19 protein-coding genes are annotated in these 17,248 nt (G+C 68.9%); 8 read left to right on the plus strand and 11 right to left on the minus strand.

What is annotated here, in order from left to right:
* Positions 1–12: 12 nt before the first annotated feature.
* Genes AB0C30_RS10510 through AB0C30_RS10525 form a run of 4 tightly spaced genes read right to left on the minus strand, consistent with a single transcriptional unit; the run spans position 13 to position 4,346 of the window.
* Complete coding sequence (locus AB0C30_RS10510) at positions 13–840, minus strand: carbohydrate ABC transporter permease (protein WP_357941824.1); 828 nt, start codon at positions 838–840, stop codon at positions 13–15.
* Positions 837–1,715: a sugar ABC transporter permease gene (locus AB0C30_RS10515; RefSeq protein ID WP_357941826.1), complete on the minus strand. Its 879-nt coding sequence runs from the start codon at positions 1,713–1,715 to the stop codon at positions 837–839. Before AB0C30_RS10515 ends, AB0C30_RS10510 begins: the two co-directional genes overlap by 4 nt.
* A 2-nt stretch (positions 1,716–1,717) precedes the next feature.
* On the minus strand, positions 1,718–3,088 hold the full coding sequence (locus tag AB0C30_RS10520; RefSeq protein ID WP_357941828.1) for an extracellular solute-binding protein: 1,371 nt from the start codon (positions 3,086–3,088) through the stop codon (positions 1,718–1,720).
* Between the two features lie 4 nt (positions 3,089–3,092).
* Positions 3,093–4,346 carry a PfkB family carbohydrate kinase gene (locus AB0C30_RS10525; RefSeq protein WP_357941830.1) on the minus strand — a complete coding sequence of 418 codons (1,254 nt, stop codon included), beginning with the start codon at positions 4,344–4,346 and terminating at the stop codon, positions 3,093–3,095.
* 131 nt (positions 4,347–4,477) lie between these two features.
* On the opposite strand from AB0C30_RS10525, the gene AB0C30_RS10530 reads away from it, so the two are divergent.
* Together AB0C30_RS10530 and AB0C30_RS10535 are read left to right on the plus strand one after the other, a co-directional pair.
* Positions 4,478–5,236 carry a DeoR/GlpR family DNA-binding transcription regulator gene (locus tag AB0C30_RS10530; protein ID WP_357941832.1) on the plus strand — a complete coding sequence of 253 codons (759 nt, stop codon included), beginning with the start codon at positions 4,478–4,480 and terminating at the stop codon, positions 5,234–5,236.
* A 10-nt stretch (positions 5,237–5,246) separates the two neighbouring features.
* The gene (locus AB0C30_RS10535; protein WP_357941834.1) at positions 5,247–6,587 is read left to right on the plus strand and encodes a 6-phospho-beta-glucosidase; all 1,341 of its coding nucleotides are present in this window, start codon (positions 5,247–5,249) and stop codon (positions 6,585–6,587) included.
* A 41-nt stretch (positions 6,588–6,628) separates the two neighbouring features.
* On the opposite strand, the gene AB0C30_RS10540 is transcribed toward AB0C30_RS10535, so the two are convergent.
* The gene (locus tag AB0C30_RS10540) at positions 6,629–7,570 is read right to left on the minus strand and encodes a hypothetical protein (protein WP_357941836.1); all 942 of its coding nucleotides are present in this window, start codon (positions 7,568–7,570) and stop codon (positions 6,629–6,631) included.
* 78 nt (positions 7,571–7,648) lie between these two features.
* Positions 7,649–8,143, minus strand: coding sequence for a DUF1772 domain-containing protein (locus AB0C30_RS10545; protein WP_357941838.1), 495 nt, complete (start codon positions 8,141–8,143; stop codon positions 7,649–7,651).
* A 121-nt stretch (positions 8,144–8,264) separates the two neighbouring features.
* Between AB0C30_RS10545 and AB0C30_RS10550 the strand changes: the two genes are divergently transcribed.
* The 3 genes from AB0C30_RS10550 (at position 8,265) to AB0C30_RS10560 (ending at position 11,275) form a co-directional block, all read left to right on the plus strand.
* Complete coding sequence (locus AB0C30_RS10550; RefSeq protein WP_357941840.1) at positions 8,265–9,512, plus strand: hypothetical protein; 1,248 nt, start codon at positions 8,265–8,267, stop codon at positions 9,510–9,512.
* A 180-nt stretch (positions 9,513–9,692) separates the two neighbouring features.
* Positions 9,693–10,016: a peptidase inhibitor family I36 protein gene (locus AB0C30_RS10555; RefSeq protein ID WP_357943098.1), complete on the plus strand. Its 324-nt coding sequence runs from the start codon at positions 9,693–9,695 to the stop codon at positions 10,014–10,016.
* 149 nt (positions 10,017–10,165) lie between these two features.
* Entirely contained in the window at positions 10,166–11,275 is a 1,110-nt protein-coding gene (locus tag AB0C30_RS10560; RefSeq protein ID WP_357941842.1) for a hypothetical protein, read from the plus strand.
* Here the strand turns inward: AB0C30_RS10560 and AB0C30_RS10565 are convergent.
* The 3 genes from AB0C30_RS10565 to AB0C30_RS10575 all read right to left on the minus strand — a co-directional run bounded on the left by AB0C30_RS10565 (position 11,260) and on the right by AB0C30_RS10575 (position 13,132).
* Positions 11,260–11,715: a MerR family transcriptional regulator gene (locus tag AB0C30_RS10565; RefSeq protein ID WP_357941844.1), complete on the minus strand. Its 456-nt coding sequence runs from the start codon at positions 11,713–11,715 to the stop codon at positions 11,260–11,262. The genes AB0C30_RS10560 and AB0C30_RS10565 overlap by 16 nt on opposite strands.
* 16 nt (positions 11,716–11,731) lie before the next feature.
* The gene (locus AB0C30_RS10570; protein WP_357941846.1) at positions 11,732–12,490 is read right to left on the minus strand and encodes an SDR family oxidoreductase; all 759 of its coding nucleotides are present in this window, start codon (positions 12,488–12,490) and stop codon (positions 11,732–11,734) included.
* Positions 12,491–12,718: 228 nt separating this feature from the next.
* The gene (locus AB0C30_RS10575; RefSeq protein WP_357941848.1) at positions 12,719–13,132 is read right to left on the minus strand and encodes an ATP-binding protein; all 414 of its coding nucleotides are present in this window, start codon (positions 13,130–13,132) and stop codon (positions 12,719–12,721) included.
* Positions 13,133–13,165: 33 nt separating this feature from the next.
* Between AB0C30_RS10575 and AB0C30_RS10580 the strand changes: the two genes are divergently transcribed.
* Both AB0C30_RS10580 and AB0C30_RS10585 read left to right on the plus strand, forming a co-directional pair.
* Positions 13,166–14,104 (plus strand): DUF5753 domain-containing protein, encoded by a 939-nt coding sequence (locus tag AB0C30_RS10580; protein WP_357941850.1) that lies wholly within the window; start codon positions 13,166–13,168, stop codon positions 14,102–14,104.
* Positions 14,101–14,310 carry a DUF397 domain-containing protein gene (locus AB0C30_RS10585; protein WP_357941852.1) on the plus strand — a complete coding sequence of 70 codons (210 nt, stop codon included), beginning with the start codon at positions 14,101–14,103 and terminating at the stop codon, positions 14,308–14,310. Before AB0C30_RS10580 ends, AB0C30_RS10585 begins: the two co-directional genes overlap by 4 nt.
* A gap of 60 nt (positions 14,311–14,370) precedes the next feature.
* Here the strand turns inward: AB0C30_RS10585 and AB0C30_RS10590 are convergent, their stop codons facing one another.
* Both AB0C30_RS10590 and AB0C30_RS10595 read right to left on the minus strand, forming a co-directional pair.
* Entirely contained in the window at positions 14,371–15,345 is a 975-nt protein-coding gene (locus tag AB0C30_RS10590) for a rhomboid family intramembrane serine protease (protein WP_357941854.1), read from the minus strand.
* A 219-nt stretch (positions 15,346–15,564) separates the two neighbouring features.
* Positions 15,565–16,407, minus strand: a complete 843-nt coding sequence (locus tag AB0C30_RS10595) for a helix-turn-helix transcriptional regulator (RefSeq protein WP_357941857.1) — start codon at positions 16,405–16,407, stop codon at positions 15,565–15,567.
* A gap of 101 nt (positions 16,408–16,508) precedes the next feature.
* Between AB0C30_RS10595 and AB0C30_RS10600 the strand changes: the two genes are divergently transcribed.
* A complete protein-coding gene (locus AB0C30_RS10600) occupies positions 16,509–17,204 on the plus strand; it encodes an SDR family NAD(P)-dependent oxidoreductase (protein ID WP_357941860.1) in 696 nt (231 codons plus the stop codon).
* Positions 17,205–17,248 lie beyond the last annotated feature (44 nt).

Below are 17,248 nucleotides of genomic sequence, written 5' to 3' on the forward strand. Positions count from 1 at the left end.
ACCTCCGGGGGGTTATTCGCGGACCGCCCCCTGGAGCAGTCCGCGGACGAAGTGACGCTGGAGGAACAGGTAGAAGATCACGACCGGGGTCGCGACGATGACCGACCCGGCGGCGAGGAGGGTGAAGCCGGAGGTGTACTGGCCCTGGAAGAAGGCCAGCCCCAGCGGCGCGGTCCGCAGCGACTCGCTGGTCACCATGATCAACGGGATGAGGAACTCGTTCCACGTCCACATGAAGACCAGGACGGTCAGGGTCACGACGGCGGGCCGGGCCGGGGGCACCAGCACCTGCCACAGGATGCGCCAGGTCGAGGCGCCGTCGATGCGGGCGGCCTCGACGATCGCCCGGCTGCTGGCGCGGAAGTAGGCCCGCATCCAGAACGTGCCGAACGCCACCGACAGCGCGACCTGCGGCAGCGCGACCGACCAGAAGGTGTCGATGAGGCCGAGCGAACGCAGGTCGAAGTAGAGCGGCACCGCGATGGCCTCACTCGGCATCATGATCCCGAGCATGAACAGGTAGAAGAGCACCGACTGACCGCGGAAGCGCATGGTGCCGAAGGCGTACCCGCTCATGATGGACAGCACGACGCTGACGACCACGACGAACGCCGACACCATCAGGCTGGTACGCAGGTAAGTGCCGAACCGCCCGATCTCCCACGCCGCCGAGAAGTTGCCCACGTGCAACCCCGCCACGCTGAGCCCCTGCCCGGTGGCGTCGGCGCTGTCGTCGGGGCCGAGCGCGGCGAACAGGATCGACAGGATGGGGAAGAGCGCGAACGCGGCAAACGCCGACAGGATGACGTAGTTGGCCAGCCGCTCCCCGCGCGAGATCACGAGGCCCCCCTGTCCGCGAAGCGGTTGATCATGAACGAGATCGCGAAGATGACGACCGTCAGGGTGACCCCGATCGCCGCCGCCGAGCCGATCTGGCTGAGCCCGAAGGCGCGGTGGTAGACCTCGTACGACGGCACCGACGTCGAGGTGCCGGGCCCGCCGCGCGTGGTGATGTAGACCAGGTCGAAGGTCCGCAGCGCGGCGATCACGGTCAGCGTCAGCGCGACCGCGATCTCCCCGCGCACCGAGGGCAGCGTGACCGCGAAGAACTCCTTGACCGCCCCGGCCCCGTCGAGCCGCGCCGCCTCGTACAGCTCCGAAGGGATGCGGCTCATCCCGGCCAGCAGCAGCACGGTCACCAGGCCGGTCTCGAACCACGTGCCGACCACGCCGACCGCCGGCAGCGCGAAGGTGTAGTCGCCCAGCCAGCCCCTGGTGAGCGAGTCGAGCCCGAGCGCGCCGAGCAGGCCGTTGAGTGTGCCGTCCGGGGCGTACACGCGCCGCCAGGCGACGGCCACCACGACCATGGCGACCACCTGCGGCAGGAACACCACCGTCCGGAAGAACCCGAGCCCGCGCACCTTGGCGTGGTTGAGTATCGCGGCCAGCATCAGCCCGATGGCCAGCGGCGCCAGGGCGTAGAACCCGACGAGGACCAGGGCGTGGACGAAGGCGTCGCGGAGCCCTTCGTCCGCGACGATCGCCGCGTAGTTGGACAGCCCCGCCCACGTGCCGACGGACAGCCCGTCCCAGTTGTACAGCGACAGCTGTACCGCCCGGCCGATTGGATAAAGGAGGAACGCCGCGTAGATGACGAATGCCGGAAGTATGTAAAGGTAGGCGACGCGTCTGGGCTCCCCGGGAGGTCGGCCCACGCTCACCCGTTGCTCTCCGCGAAGGTCTTGTAGTCCTTCTCCAGCGTGGCCAGGAACTCCTGCGGCGTCGCCTTCTTGGCCAGCAGGTCCTGCAGCGCCGCGCCCAGCGTGTCGGCGAAGGTCGGCGTCGCGTAGTCGAGGTAGGGCACCAGGCCGTCGTTCTTGGTCGCCGTGCCGAACGCCTTGAAGACGTCCTGCTGCGCACCCGCCGGCACGCTCTGCTGGTCCGTGTCGGCCACTGGCAGGTTGCCGGTGGCGGTGAGCACCTTCATGGCGTCGGCGTTGGTGATGAAGTCGATGTACGCGGCGGCCGCGTCGGGGTTGGGGCTCTTGGCGGTGATGGCGAACGGCAGGCCCGTGCCGCCGGTCGCGACGGGCGGCGCGTCGGGCGTGGCGCCGGGCGGCAGGATGAACCCGAGGTTCTTGCCCAGGACCTTCTCCATGTCGGCCATCAGCCAGGTGCCGCCGATCAGGAAGACGCCCGTCCCCTTGCTGAACGCCTGCCACGCCGGGTCGTAGCCCTGGCCGTTGAAGCCCTTGTTGAAGTAGCCCTTGTCGACCCAGTCGACGAGTTGCTGGGCGGCCTTGGTGTTCTCGGGGGTGTTCCAGGAGGCGCCCTTGCGGCCGAAGGCCAGCGTGCTGATCTGGGCGGCCGGAACGTTACGGCCCTGCACGGTGCCGAACACGTGGATGGCCGGCCACTTGTCGAGGTTGCCCAGCTGCATGGGCACCTCGCCGGCGCCCTTGGCCTTGGCCAGCGCGGCCTGGAACTCCTCCCAGGTCTTCGGCGGCTGCAGGCCCAGGCTGGTCAGCTTGGCGGCGTTGTAGTAGATGCCGACGACCTCGCCGACCTGCGGCAGGCCGTACAGGTTGCCCTCGCCGAACACCTTGCCGTCGGCGCTGTAGCTCGAATAGCGCAGGACGGAGTCCGGATAGCGCTTCTTCCAGCCGTACGCCTCGGCGTAGCCGTTCAGCGGAAGGAGCTGGCCGGCCTTGACGAACGCGCCCATCGAGGACCGGCCGTTGTTGGCCTCCACCACGTCCGGCGGTTCGTTGCCGCTCAGCGCCAGCCGCAGGGTGGTGTTGAGGTCGTCGAAGGAGCGGGAGACCCGCTTGAGCTTGATGTTGGGATATTTCGCCTCGAACGCGGCGTTGAGCTGCTTCATCTGGGCGGCCTGCCCCCCGCGTACCTCCTGGTCCCAGATGGTGAGCGTCACGTTGCCGAGCGCCGCGGCGTCGGTGCGCACCGCGCTGGGCGCGGCCGACGAGGCCGCCGGCGGTGGTGCTGAGGAGCCGGGCGCGCACGCGCTCGCGGCGAGAGCCACGGCGGTGGCGGCGAGTACGGCACGCGTGCGAGGCGTTGGGGGGATCATGGCGTTACTCCTTTTGCGCAGGCACGCGGGACGTGCTCGGACCCTCGGGCTCGTCGGGTGGACCGTCGGCCGTGGCGCCCTCAGGCCCGCCGGACGCCTCGGCGGCGGTCCTGGCCGGTGGCTTACCCGGCGTCCGCGGCGCCATTCCCACGTCGGCCTGCCGGGCGATGGTGGCGGCCGCCCGGCGTACCGCGCCCACCGGGTCGGTGGGCACCAGCTTGTCGAGGAAGCCGTAGCGGCGGGCCAGCGAGTCGCCGTAGGCGCCGCTGTGGCCGGCCGCCGCCCGCACCTCGTGCCACCAGTCGGCGATGTCCCCCCAGCCGGGCGCGGCCAGCGAGCCGCCGAACTGCTGTACGGCCAGCGCCGAGCAGACCCCGGCGAACGCCAGCCGGTCGGCCAGCGGCCAGCCGCACAGGGTGCCGAGCACGAGGCCCGCGCCGAAGACGTCTCCCGCGCCGGTCGGGTCCAGCGCGGTCACCCGCGGAGCCGGGACGAACGCCTCCTCACCCGTCAGGGAGTCGATGGCCATGGCGCCGTTCGCCCCGTCGGTGACCACGGCGAGGGGGACCCGGTCGGCGATCGCGTACAGCGCGTCCCGCGGGCTGTCGGTGCCGGTGTAGGCCATGGCCTCGACCGCGTTGGGCATGAACGCGTGACAGACCGCGAGCTGCTCCAGCAGGGCGGCCGACCAGGTGCCGGACGGATCCCAGCCCACGTCGGCGAAGATGAGGGCGCCGTCGAGCTGCGCCTTCTCGGCCCAGTTGCACTTGCCGGGCATGCCGAGCGGCTCCTCGGCCGACAGCGTCACGATCGCCGCCCTGGAGCGGGGCGGGGCGCCGATCATGTCCGAGGCGGCCATGGGAGCGGAGTGGCCGTGGGTCACCATGCTGCGGTCGCGGTCGACGGCCATGGAGACCGTCACCGGCGAGTGCCAGTTCTCGAAGCGCCGGGACCTGGACAGGTCGACCGATTCTTGCTCCGCGAGCGTACGCCAGCAGAAGTCGGCGTAGTCGTCGTCCCCGAACGCGGCGGCCAGCGAGGTGCGCAGGCCCAGCCGGCTGGTCGCGATGGCCAGGTTGGCGATGCCACCCGGACATGAACCCATGCCGTCGGCCCAGATCTCCGTGCCGGCCGCGGGCATGGCGGGCAGCCCGGTGAACACGATGTCGAGGAAGACCGTGCCCGCTAAGAAGACGTCGAACTGCGGCCCCTCCGGGGTTCGCTGATCGGCTAGAGGGTCATACGCCTGGGCAGACACAGAACAAGTCCTCCTCGGCAGAGCGAGATGTGCGCAATCTTGCATGTTTGCTCGCGCACTTCAAGTGTTTTGCGCGAGGTTTTGGTCAATGATGCTCACACATGAACAGATATGACTGATACGATTCCCGCGTGCTTCAGCGCCTCAGGCATGCCGAGATCATGCGCCGGGTCCGCCTCTCAGGCGCCACGAGCGTGAGCGATCTGGCCAGCCAGCTCGGCGTGAGCCCGTCGACCATCCGCCGCGACCTTGAGGTGCTCGACCGCGACGGCACGCTGCGGCGGGTGCGCGGCGGCGCTCTCGCCGAGGTCGACGCCGACGCCGACCGGCCCTTCGCCGAGGTGGCGGTGGTCGACGAGCGGGACAAGGAGGCGGTGGCCGGGCGCGCCGCGCAGCTCGTCCGCGACGGCGACGTGGTCCTGCTCGACATCGGGACGACGACCATGCAACTGGCCCGCCGGCTGCGTGGCCGCCGCGTCACCGTGGTCACCTCCAGCCTCGCCGTCCTCGACGTCCTCCGCGCCGACCCGGCGGTCGAGCTGCTGCTGCTCGGCGGCATGGTCCGCCGGCCGTACCACTCGCTGGTGGGCGTGCTGACCGAGGAGGCGCTGCGCCAGGTGTGCGCCGACCGGGTGTTCCTGGGCGTGAGCGGCGTACGTCCGGACGGCCAGCTCGTCGACACCACGCTCGCCGAGGTGCCGCTGAAGCGCGCCATGATCGCGGCTGCGGGCCAGGTGGTGTTACTCGTGGACCGGCACAAGTTCCCCGGCACCGGCGCGCTGCGGGTGTGCGGTCCGGAGGACATCGACGTGCTGGTCACGAACGCGGGCGCCGACGAGACGACGCTGCGCAACTGCGCGGCCGCGGGTGCCGAAGTGCAGGTCGTGTGAAGGGGTTTCCATGAGACTGACCGTGCTCGGTGGTGGCGGCTTCCGGGTCCCGCTGGTCTACGGCGCGCTGCTGCGCGACACCGCGAAGCCGCGCGTGGAGCAGGTGATGCTGTACGACGTGTCGGCCGACCGCCTGGCGGCCATCCGGCACGTGCTCCAACAGCTCGGCGCCGGGCACGACGACCCGCCCGAGGTGCTGACCACTACAGACCTGGACACCGCGCTGCGCGATTCCACCTTCGTCTTCTCGGCGATGCGCGTCGGCGGGCTGGCGGGCCGCACCGCGGATGAGCGGGTGGCCCTGGAGCTGGGCCTGCTCGGTCAGGAGACGACCGGGCCCGGCGGCATCGCCTACGGCCTGCGCACGATTCCGGTCGCCGTACGCGTGGCCGAACGGGTGGCCGCCCTCGCGCCCCAGGCATGGGTGATCAACTTCACCAACCCGGCCGGCATGATCACCGAAGCCATGCGGAGCGTGCTCGGCGACCGCGTGATCGGCATCTGCGACTCGCCCATCGGGCTGGTCCGCCGGGCCGCCGCCGCCCTCGGGCTCGACCCGTCCCGCGTGTCGCCCGACTATGTAGGGCTGAACCACCTCGGCTGGCTGCGCGGGCTCACCTACCAGGGCCGTGACGTGCTGCCCGAGCTGCTCGCCGACGACGCGGCGCTGGGGCGGGTCGAGGAGGCCCGGATCTTCGGCGGCGACTGGGTACGGACCTTGGAGGCGCTGCCCAACGAGTATCTGTACTACTACTACTTCACCCGCGAATCCGTCGCCGCCATGTCCGGGCAGACCCGTGGCGAGTCTCTGCTCGGGCAGCAGGATCGCTTCTACGAGGCCGTACGCGCCCGGCCCGAGCAGGCCCTCGCCGAGTGGGGCAGGACACGCAAGGAGCGCGACGAGTCGTACATGGCGGATACGCGGGAGATCACCGACGCCGGTGAGCGCGACGCCGTCGACCTGGAGGCGGGCGGCTACGAAGGCATCGCGCTCGCCCTGGTGGGCGCCATCGCGCGTGGCGAGCCCTCCACCATGATCCTCAACGTCCGCAATGGCGGCGCGGTGGCCGGGCTGCCCGCGGAGGCGGTCGTCGAGATCCCCTGCGCGGTGGACGGCTCCGGAGTCCGGCCCCTGGCCACCCGCCCGCTGCCCGGCCGTTTCCTCGGGCTCGTCCAGCAGGTGAAGGCGGTCGAGCAGACGACCATCGAGGCCGCCCTGTCGGGCTCGTCCCGCCTGGCCGTCGAGGCGTTCGCCCTGCACCCCCTGGTCGACTCGGTCGGGACGGCGCGCAAGCTGCTCGACGGCTACCGGGCCCGCATCCCGGAACTGGCCGCCGTCCTTCGCGGGTAGCACTCGCCCGCACACGTAGCACCCGCCCGCCCCTTCTTCGGTCAGTCGTGGCGCTCTTCGGGCACGTTTCCGAGCGCGCGGAGCGTGGGCAGGAGCCCGGTCAGGACGCGGGCGTAGGCGGTGAGCAGATGGGGCAATTCATCCGCCTGCTCCCACAGGGAGTCGACGAGGTCGCTCTCTTCTGACGATTGCGCACCGTCCCATTCATCGGACAGCTCCCAGGCGCGTTCCTTGGCCGCGACGGCGATCTCCACGGCCCTGGAGGCGAAGCGGACGTTGTCCACCATGGGCGGAGCGACACCGGCGGCGGTCAGGGCCTGGACGAGGTCGTCGCTCTCCGGCAGGAGCGGCATCCGGTGCTTACGCCACATCTCGCCCCACAGGCGCTGCCGCCGCCCCTCCGGAGTCCCGTCCTCGACGAGCATCGGATTGCCCTCATGGTCACGCTGGAGGATCAGCCCGAGCTCCGCCGCGAACGCCTTGCCGCCGACCGGGATGCCCTCCGGCGTCCAGCACTGATCCATGCTGCCGGCGAGCTCGGCCAGCCGGCGGTCGTCTTCGGGTATGGGGGGCAGACAGGCGAGTTCGGCCGGGCACATGCACGAGCTCGGATCGCCGGCCGCCGCGCGTCCACGGGTCAGCGGAACGCCGGTGAGCAGCGCCATCACCGCGCAGACCGCGAGGTCGACCCACCAGGCGATGAACTTCTGGGCGGCCTCCTCGTGCTCGTCGACCATGCTCTCGGCGAGGAGCACCCGTTGGACGATGAGCGACACCAGCGGTTCGAGCCTCGTCCCGCCGACCACCCGGCCGGACGAGGAGTCTTGCTGGCGCACCCGTTCGGCGAGGCTGTAGGAGTCGCGGTAGTGCTTTTCCGCGGTGGCGTGGTCGGTCACGGCATGCTCGGCGATCTCGGCCACGCCCTCGAGAAGCCGATCGATCGACTCGTCGGTCAACGGCTGCCGGGCGGGGGAGGAGTACACGGTGGGGGCCTCCTGGCAACTGGCTGTTGCCGGAAGATTACTCTCGGGCGCCGCCGCTCAGGGCGGATTCCGCTTTGATCAGCTCGACTTGCCGTGTACGACGAGCGCCCAGGCCAGCAGGCCGAAGGCGGTCGTGGAGCCGAGAACGCGGACGAGGTTCCAGCCCACCCACCGGGCCTCGTCGAACCGCGCGCGGACCGCGGCGAGGTCGGCGATGGAGTCGGGGTCGCCGGCCGCCTTGAGCGCGTCGTTGAGCGGCACGTTGATCGCGATCGTGATGACGAACGTGACGATGTAGAGGACGAGCGCGACCGCGACCCACGGCAGCTCGGGCCGCCCGATGTGGGTGATCGTGGCGACCACGGTGAAGATCAGCGCGCCCAGGAAGCCGCCGCCCATGAACCACGGGTTGATGATGGCCCGGTCCATGGCCTGGAACGCGCCGACGAAGGTGCGGTCGTCGGTCTTGGCCAGGCCGGGCATGACGGTGTGCGCGTAAAGGCCGAAGACACCGGCCACCAGCCCCATCGTCATCGTGGCGGCCATCAGCGAGACAACCCGCAACACGTCCATGGTGCTACTCCTGGGGAGACGGGGGGTTTGTGGCTCGTTGAGGATAACAAGCGGCCCCTGTCGCGCCCCTGTCGCGCGGCTGTCGTGGGGGGCGGCTGAACCCCGCGATACCCTCGAGATCGTGACGTTGTTCGGCATCCGTCCAGAACAGGGCGTACGACTCACCAACATCTTCGCCACACCCTGGCACGTGACGGACGGCGGGAAGGTGGCGTCGGCGGGCGAGCGGCCACGGCTCGGGCGGCCGGAAACCTACTTCACCGGCTCGGCGACCCCTCAGGTCCTGCACAAGCTGGCTCTCGACCATCACAAGGTCGAGTTCGAGAGCTGGGACCGGCCGCTCGCGAGTGCCCGGTTGTGGCTGTTCGCGGTGCCGTCCACGCAGATCGTGGCCGTGCTGACCCTGGACGTCGAGGACGAGCTGGCCGACACGGTCGATCTGCTGGAGGACTGCTTCTACGCCGACCTGAAGATCGACGGCCGCTCGCTGGAGGAGGTGGCCGCGGAGCTGGCGGGCGGCACCGGCGGGTTCTTCCCCGAACGCCACCAGCTCGCCTTCAGCTCCCAGCTTCCGCCCGAGACGTCCGACGACCTGGTCAAGCGGGTGATCTACCGTGGTGATCTCCCGGAGCGCGAAGAGTTCAGCACGATCACGTACCCGAGCGAGCTGAACCGGCGCCCGGAGACGACCGCCGCCGTGGGCCCGTACGTCAGCGTGCTCTGCGGTCAGCCGAAGTACGTGGAGGACGGCATCTTCCTCTCCGCCGTGCAGGGCGTGGCGAGCGCGGCGCGGCTGCGGGAGATCCGGTCGGTGGCCTACCAGGCGGTCGAGGCGTTCCGCGGCCGCGACCGGGGCTGGCAGGACACGCGGGAGCGGCGGCGGAGCCTGGAGTCACTGACCGACCAGCTCGGCGACCTGGAGCTGGACCTCAGCTACAGCGTCGAGGCGACGGCCGACCTCGGGATGATGGTGCCGTCGTTGCGGGTGGCGGGCTACCACGAGGCCCTGTACGCGACGATGGGGCTGGTGGGCAAGGCGGAGAACGTGGCACGCATGCTCGAACGGCTCGCCCGGGCGATCAGGGCCGAGCTGACCTCGATCGAGAGCCTGGAGCGGCGGGCGGACGAGGACCGGCGGCTGCGGTGGACGGTGGCGGTCGGGTTCGTGTCCACGGTGGCGATACCGGTGACCCTGGTGCTCACCTTTTTCGGGGTGAACGCGCATGAGGTGGATGCGCGGGTGTCGATGTTCGCCGGCCGATACTGGGGGATCTACGGCTTGACGGTGGCCGTGGTGGCGGTCGGGGTGGGGCTGCTGCTCGGCCTCTATCTGCGGCAACGCCACGAAATGCGCCGAGACCGCCGCTGAACCGCGGTTGGGGTCTTCCGCGGCAACCCCGAGGTTTGGGGATGCCGTCGCGCACGCTGTCCGGGTGACTGTGGGGGCTGACAGGGCGGATCACCGCCAGTTCGGCGGATGACCCCCGGGACTGCATTGGAGAGCAAGATGCGCAGATCCACGATGTTGGTGCTCCTGCCCGTCGTCACCATGCTCGGCGGGCTCTGCATCACGTCGTCCGCTTCGGCGGTGTCAACGGCGGCCCCCTCGCCGCGTACCGCTGCAGCATGTCCCCAGTCCAGGCTGTGCTTCTACGACGACACCGACTTCAACGGAACTTTGGATGTTAATCGGTCAGTTCCACTTCACCTTTGCCTCGGTAGCTCATTCGCCGCCAGATCGGTGATCAACAACACATTGTTCGCACACAACATTTGGCGAGAAAGCGGATGTGAGGGGGAAAGCATCCACGTCGGTCCAGGCGAAAGGGTTACCGACATCGGATTCGACGCTCACTACGCGTCGAGGGCCTGAACACGAGCTCCACCAGCCTCTGTACGATGGCGGTTCTGGGCATTACGGCGCCCGCCTCTGCCGAATGGCATACCCGCAACCCCCGAACAGGGCAAAGATCGGCCGAACGGCACATGGGCCGCGTCGACCCAGGCCAGCAGGCTGGTCGTATGGCAACGACAACCCCACGATCCCTGATCTCGCGCTGGCCCGCGTGGTCGGCCTACGCGGCGGCCCTGTGGTCTCTGAGCTACGGCCTGCTCGGCGCGGCCTGGGCGCTCGGCGCGCCCGGCTTCCCCTGGGGCGCCTCCGACCCCGATCTCGACGGGAAGCTGTCCATCCTCGCCGGCGCCACCCCACGGCCCGGCGGCTGGTGGATCGCCGCGTTCGGCGCGCTCGGCGCGATCCTCGCACTGACACTGACCCGTACCGGACGCGGACGCGGTCCGGCCTCTCTCACACCCCTGCTCCTGGCCTGGCCCATGGCGGCAGTACTGATCGTCGTGATCCCCGACTCCCGCCTCATGATGGGCGTGGCCTATTCACCGCTGCTGGTTGCCGCGCCGCTCTTCGACCTGAACGTGGGCGGCACCACCCTGGCCGATGCCTGGCCGTGGCCGGTGGTCAACCAGCTCGTGTGCGTGCTGGGCGGACTGCTGCTGGCCGCCGCGGCGCTCGCCTATCAGCGGCGTCGCCGTGACGCCTGCCGTACGTGCGGGCGTACCGGCCAGGACGGCTGGACCGCGCCCGAGGCGGCGGCTCGGTGGGGACGCCGGGCCGTCTCCATCGCCGCTACGGTGCCGCTGGTCTACTGCGCGACCCGGTGGTGCTGGGCGCTCGGCGTCCCGCTGGGGGTGAGCAAGGAGTTTCTCGTCGAGGGCGCGCGCGATGCTCCCGGCATCTGGCTGGCCGGTGCCTACCTCGCCACCTTTGGCGCCGGCGGCGGCCTGCTCACTCTCGGGCTGGCGCAGCGCTGGGGCGAGGTCTTCCCGCGCTGGATCCTCGGCCTGAGGGGCAGGCGTGTGCCGCCGCTGCTCGCCATCATCCCGGCGACGCTGGTCGCGATCATCATCACGGTGGCCGGCATGACGTACATCCGTGGGGCGATCGCGGGCCGGTTCTCCATGTCGGAGTGGGGCGCCTGGCTGCCGGAGACGTTGTGGCCGGTCTGGGGAGGAGCGCTGGCAGCGGCGGCCCTCGCCTACCACCTGCGCCGCCGGGGCCAGTGCCGCCACTGCGGCCAAGGCGCCGACCGCCCGTCACCTCAGCTGGTCTCCTGATCGTGAGTGCGGCGGGTGTAGGCGGGGTGGCGAGCGATGGTGCCGGGTTGCCGCGTCGTCGCGTTGCCGTTCAGAGCCGCTTGCCGAGGCGTCGCGTTGCCGGTCAGAGCCTGCACGAGCCGATCTCGTACGGCGCTCAGCTCGGCGATCCGCTCCTCCAGAGCCGCGACTTTCCTGCTCACCGCTTCCACACTGGGCGGACAGGCCGGTCCCAGCGACACCTCGCCGTCGTCCAGGCAGGGCAGGAAGCCGCGTACGTCCTGGGCGGTGAAGCCGTTCGACAACAGGAGCTGAATGTTGCGGACCTTGGCCACCGCGCTGCCGTCGTAATGCCGGTACCCGTTGACGGCCCGTTCCGGCTCAAGCAGGCCCTGCTGCTCGTAATAGCGCAAGGCCCGGACGGTGACGCCGCTCGCGCGCGCCAGCTCCCCGATCAGCACTACTGCAGCTTATGCCTTATGCTCCCGCTGCCACGGAGAGGCCGCCGTCGACGCGAACCACCGTGCCGGTGAGGTACCCGGCCTCGGGCCGCGTCACGTTCACGATCCACCAGGCGATCTCACCGGGCTGGGCGATGCGACCGAGCGGAATGCGTCCGACGAGTCCCTTGCCCGCGGCGGCGATCTGCTCCTGAGTGAATCCGGCGTGCGCCATCACGGGTGTGGCGGTGATGCCGGGCGCCACGGACACGACCCGCACACCCTTGGGCGCGAGCTCGACCGCCCAGGTGGCCGTCAGGAAGTCGAGGGCGACCTTGGTCGATCCGTAGACGGAGTTGTCCGGCCAGCCGTACGAGGGCGGGTTGGAGGACACATTCACGATCGTCCCCTTCGCGGCGGCCAGGTACGGCAGGGCGGCCTGGGCCAGGAAGAGGGGCGTGAGGAGGTTCGTGGCGATCTGCTCTTCAGCGGTGTGGCGATCGATCGTCCCGAGCGCGGCGGGCCGAGTGATCGCGGCATTGTTGACCAGGACATCGATCCTGCCCAGGCGCTCCACCGCCGCCGCGACGATGCGCTCGGGCCCATCGGCTGCCGCGCCGTCCGCGACGAAGGTACTGATCGAGGGGTACGCGGCAGCGGTCTCCTCCAGACGCGCGGCGGTGCGACCGACCACGAGCACTCGCGCGCCCTCGGCGGCGAACTGGTGAGCCGTGGCACGGCCGATCCCCGTGCCGCCTCCGGTGATGACCACGCCCTTGCCTGCCAGGCCGTCCATGAGTGTCCTCTCTGTCCACAGGTGAGTGACCGCGACGCTAAAGGCTGACCTGGGGGTCAAGGTCAAAATGGGGGCTCCGTCCTCGAGTTACGACGCGGGCGGCTGGGAAAGGCCCCCAGACGGAACGCTGCGGCGGATGCGCGTCTGGGGGCCTTCTCCTCCCTGGGGGCAAGGGAGGTCTGCACCCCACGGCAGGTAGAGGCACCGTCGTACCGACCGTGGGGAGGTCTAGCGAGGCAGCAGCGCCCACACGACGCGCTCGCCAACCGGACTGCGGTGGGTATCCCATTGGCCGTTGGTGAGGGCGTCCACGACCAGGAGTCCGCGGCCTCCGGTCTCGTTCGGTCGAGGCCGGCGCGCGCGTGGAGTTTCGCCGGAGTTGCCGGGGTCGGTGATGGTCAATCGCCAAAACCCCGACTCGGGGGTTAGGTGCATTCGGACCCATATGGCGTTCGCGTGAATGATGGCGTTGGTGAGCAGTTCTGAGGCTATTTCCTGAAGGTCGAGAAGGGTGGGATGGTCCGGGCCCACCCATTCCACGAGTTCTCGGCGGGCCAACGAGGGAATCCGGCGGGATTCCGTCTCGCCCGTCGTCCATACCTTGACACCTGCGTACGGGGGGTTAGACACAGCTGCTCGCATGGCCACCTCGGAACGTACGGATCTCTTGCGATTGTGCGGTTGCAGATCCCAAGCATGGCCATGGTCAATGCGGATGTCTTCCGGAATCCCCCTCCAAAAGCTTCACAACCTGTGGTTGTCTTTGTGCGTACGGGTGTGCACGCGGCGGTGAAAGGGTGTGATATGTCGGAAGATGGGAATAAAGCTGCGAGAAACGCCAGCGAGGAATACCGGGCACGAATGCTGAAGTATCGAACAGCAAAGGATATCACTCACGCCCGTCTCGCACCGCTCCTTCCCTGCAGTGAGAGTTTGATAGGCGCGGTTGAGCGAGGCACCCGGCTGCCCACCGAACCGTTCACCCGGCAGCTCGAAAAGGCATTGGGGCTGCATGGCGAGCTGCTGGAGCTGCTGCCCCCGATCAGAGGCTTGGGTCCGAAGTGGTTCAGGAAATGGCCGGCGGCCGAGCAGGCCGCGCGATCCATCCGGCTCTACGAGGTGGCGCTGATCCCCGGTCTCCTCCAAACTCCTGACTATGCGAGGGCGATCTTTCAAGGCGAGCCAGGCGCGCTTCCGGACGAAGTAGATGAGGACGTAAAAGTCCGGCTTCAGCGACAGACCATCCTGTCCCGACACACTCCGCCCACGCTCTCCCTCATCCTGGATGAGGGCGCCCTATGGCGGAAGATCGGTGGACAGGAGGTGATGCGGGCACAGCTAGCAAATCTGCTTGCTCTGATGGCCCGTCCATGCATTACCGTTCGGGTTGTCCCCCTGTCCTCTGGGTCTACGGCTGGGCTGGGTGGCGCATTTGCGATCGCCGAAACTGGCGATGGCACGCAGATTGGCTACATCGAAAGTGCCGATACCGGAGAGATCACGCACCACACAGACATGGTCCGGAAGCTACGCGAGCGGTGGGAACTACTGTCCGCCCTTGCCCAGCCCACCTACGAAACCGAAAAGATCATTCGGAAGGTGATGGAGTCATGATCGATAAGGAGTTCGCCACCGCTGCCTGGCGGAAGGCGACGGCCAGTAGCGGAAATGGGGGCAACTGCGTGGAGGTTGCCCCGCTCAGCGACGGACGTGTGGGAGTGCGGCACAGTCGGCATCCGGAAGGTCCTGTCCTGGTCTACACGCAGGCTGAATGGGATGCCTTCCGGGATGGGATGTCCAAGGGAGAGTTCGACTTCTAGTCGGACCGGCGGGGGCCTGCCCGGTCGGGTGGGCCCCTTGTGGGCACGGCTTGGACTTCGTCATTGCCTGGCTACTTCACCTGGAAGCCCCCGCACATACGCTTCCACATCGCCTTGATTCAACGAACTACCGCTGGGCCAGAACAAGCCGAGGTCGTGGGTCTTCACCGCCACCAAGACAGCGAGCAAAACGAGCATCGCACCCATCGCGGCAAGGTGGTATTTGCGCGGCAGATAAGCCAGAGCGAGCGCGGTGGCGCCACCCACGATGAGCCCACCGAGATGTCCCTCCCAGGAGGTGAACCCGGCCGAGATCACCAGCCAGATCAGGAAGAACATCATGAGCCGACCGCCCCCGAGCGGGTCGTGGCCAAGCCGCCGGCTGAAAACGAAGTACGCAGCCGCCAACCCGAAGATCGCTCCCGACGCGCCGACCGCTTCCGTGTCAGGGGAGATGAGGTACTCAAAGACCGAACTGCCCACGGCCGCCAGCAGGTAGAGCCCGACGAAGCGCAGCCTGCCCAGCATCTCCTCGACCGCCCGGCCCAGGGTCCACAACCAGTACAGGTTGAAGACGATGTGCAGGATGCCGAAACCGCCCTCAGTGGGTTGCAGGTGCAGGAAATTGGCCGTGATGAGCCGATACCACTCGCCGGCGGCCACACCAATGGGCGTCAGGCCGGTGTCGCTCTCGTAAACGTAGTACTGTCCGTCCGCACCCAGTAGTCCGATGCCCAGGCCGTCCAGCCGGTCCACGAGCGAGGGCATGGCGATTTCCCCGGCGTAGGCCAGGACGATGATGACGATCAGAGCGTAGGTGACCACCGGAACGGCGGACACTTTGCCACCGAAGACGGTCCTGGCCTGCCGTACCGACTTGTTGCCCTCACGTACGCATTCGACGCACTGATGACCCACGGCCGCGTCCCGCATACAGTCAGGGCAAATGTAGCGGTCGCAGCGCGTGCAGCGGACATAGGTCTCGCTCTTGGAGTGCCTGTAGCAGGTCGGCACCTCGGAAATCTGCTCTTCCACGTCACTCCACACCTTCGACGGTTCCGGCGGAGAGCGAGAGTATCGAATTACCGGTATATAGGCGTTTCATTGATCAAATCGATTGTGATCCGATTCGGCCCCGAGTTCGGTCGTTTAGCCTCCTTGCGTGGGCGTCGCGCATCTTGTCCGCGGCCATGACCACGGGTCAAGATCCTTGCGGAGTGGGCCCGTCCTGTCCTGGAGGAGGAGGGTAAGAGGCTAGCCGGGGGTCATGGTCTGGGTGCCGATGGCGCCGAGCAGGGCGAGTTTGGTCTCCGATTCGCTGCCCGGCTGCGCCGTGTAGATCACGATCCGCAGGTCGCCGTGCTGGCTGGTGAGGATGTCGCAGTCCAGGTCGATTCTGCCCACGTCGGGGTGGTCGACGCTCTTGGTTGCCTGGTGGCGGTCGGAGACCAGATGGGCGTCCCACAGCGTGCGGAAGGAGTCGCTGTGTTCGCGGAGCTGCTGGACGAACGCGTGCAGCCGCGGGTCGTCGGGATAGCGGGCGGCGGTCCGCCGGAGGTCGGCGACCATCGAGCGCCCGAAGTCCGTCCACTCGGCGGGTGTCATGATGATCCGGTGCGGCTGGCCGGTGAAGGCGAGCCAGAGCACATGGCGTTCCTGCTCGTCGAGGGCCGACGGGTCGCCCATCAGCGCCGCCCAGGGCCGGTTCCAGAGGATGAGCGTCCACATCGCGTCGTACACGGCGATCGGGTGGTCATCGAGCCGGTTCAGCAGCCTGCGTACGCTCGCCGGGATCAACTGGCCGATCCGCCCGCTGCCGACCGCGTGGCCGGCCAGCAGGAAGAGATGGGTCTGTTCGGCGTCGTCCAGTTGCAGCGCCCGCGCCAGCGCGGCGCACACCTGCGCCGACGGCGTCGAGGCGCGGCCCTGCTCAAGGCGCACGATGTAGTCGGCCGACACGCCCGCCAGCATCGCGAGCTCCTCGCGCCGCAGGCCCCGCGTGCGCCGTTGTCCGTTGGCGGGCAGGCCCGCCTGTGCGGGGGGCAGTCGCTCGCGCCAGACTCGCAGGATCGTCGCCAGTTCGCCGTTGCCACTCACCCCCTCATCGTCGCACCACCCCGCCGCTCGTGCCTGGTACGGGTGTTCCCAGGAAGACCCTTCGCTGGTACGACCTGCGACGACGGTGTGAGGCTGGAGTCATGACAACAACAGTGATCACCGGGGCCAACAAGGGCCTCGGCTTCGAGACCGCCCGCCAACTCGTCGCAGCGGGCCATACCGTCTACATCGGCGCACGCAACGAGGACAACGCCCGGCGGGCGGCGAAGGAGCTGGGCGCGTTGCCGCTGCTCATCGACGTCACCGACGAGGCGTCGGTCCAGGCGGCCGCGGAACTCGTGGACAAGGAGCAGGGCGGCCTGGACGTCCTGGTCAACAATGCGGGCATCGCCGGTGGTGCGCCTCCGGCGAGCGAGTTCACCGGGGCGGACCTGGAGACCGTCCTGAACACCAATGTCGTGGGCGTCGTCCGGGTGACCCACGCGTTCCTGCCGCTGCTGCTGCGCGGCGGGCATGGAGTCGTGGTCAACGTCGGCAGCGGCCTCGGTTCGTTCTCCCGGGTCCACGACCCCGAGCGCATCGAGTCCAAGGTGCCCGCCTTGGCCTACACCGCCTCCAAGGCCGCGCTCGCCATGCTGACCGTCCAGTACGCGAGGCTCTGCCCCGAGCTGCGGGTCAACGTGGTCGACCCCGGCTACACCGCCACCGATCTCAACGGCTTCAGTGGGACCCAGACCGTCCAGGAAGGCGCGGCCCCGATCGTACGAGCCGCGCTGCTCGGCGCCGACGGGCCCACCGGCGCGTTCTTCGACCCCGCCGGAGTGGCACCCTGGTAACGCCTGAACCGGTCGGCGGGCAGGTGACGTCTCACCTTTGTGAA

It is taken from the genome of Nonomuraea sp. NPDC048901 (genome assembly GCF_040649695.1).
Lineage (GTDB): Bacteria > Actinomycetota > Actinomycetes > Streptosporangiales > Streptosporangiaceae > Nonomuraea.

What these genes read in the sequence shown, in the direction of transcription:
- AB0C30_RS10520 (WP_357941828.1), bottom strand. Translation starts at nt 3,088, where the DNA reads ATGATCCCCCCAACGCCTCGCACGCGTGCCGTACTCGCCGCCACCGCC.
- AB0C30_RS10535 (WP_357941834.1), top strand. Translation starts at nt 5,247, where the DNA reads ATGAGACTGACCGTGCTCGGTGGTGGCGGCTTCCGGGTCCCGCTGGTC.
- AB0C30_RS10545 (WP_357941838.1), bottom strand. Translation starts at nt 8,143, where the DNA reads ATGGACGTGTTGCGGGTTGTCTCGCTGATGGCCGCCACGATGACGATG.
- AB0C30_RS10555 (WP_357943098.1), top strand. Translation starts at nt 9,693, where the DNA reads ATGCTCGGCGGGCTCTGCATCACGTCGTCCGCTTCGGCGGTGTCAACG.
- AB0C30_RS10560 (WP_357941842.1), top strand. Translation starts at nt 10,166, where the DNA reads ATGGCAACGACAACCCCACGATCCCTGATCTCGCGCTGGCCCGCGTGG.
- AB0C30_RS10570 (WP_357941846.1), bottom strand. Translation starts at nt 12,490, where the DNA reads ATGGACGGCCTGGCAGGCAAGGGCGTGGTCATCACCGGAGGCGGCACG.
- AB0C30_RS10575 (WP_357941848.1), bottom strand. Translation starts at nt 13,132, where the DNA reads ATGCGAGCAGCTGTGTCTAACCCCCCGTACGCAGGTGTCAAGGTATGG.
- AB0C30_RS10585 (WP_357941852.1), top strand. Translation starts at nt 14,101, where the DNA reads ATGATCGATAAGGAGTTCGCCACCGCTGCCTGGCGGAAGGCGACGGCC.
- AB0C30_RS10600 (WP_357941860.1), top strand. Translation starts at nt 16,509, where the DNA reads ATGACAACAACAGTGATCACCGGGGCCAACAAGGGCCTCGGCTTCGAG.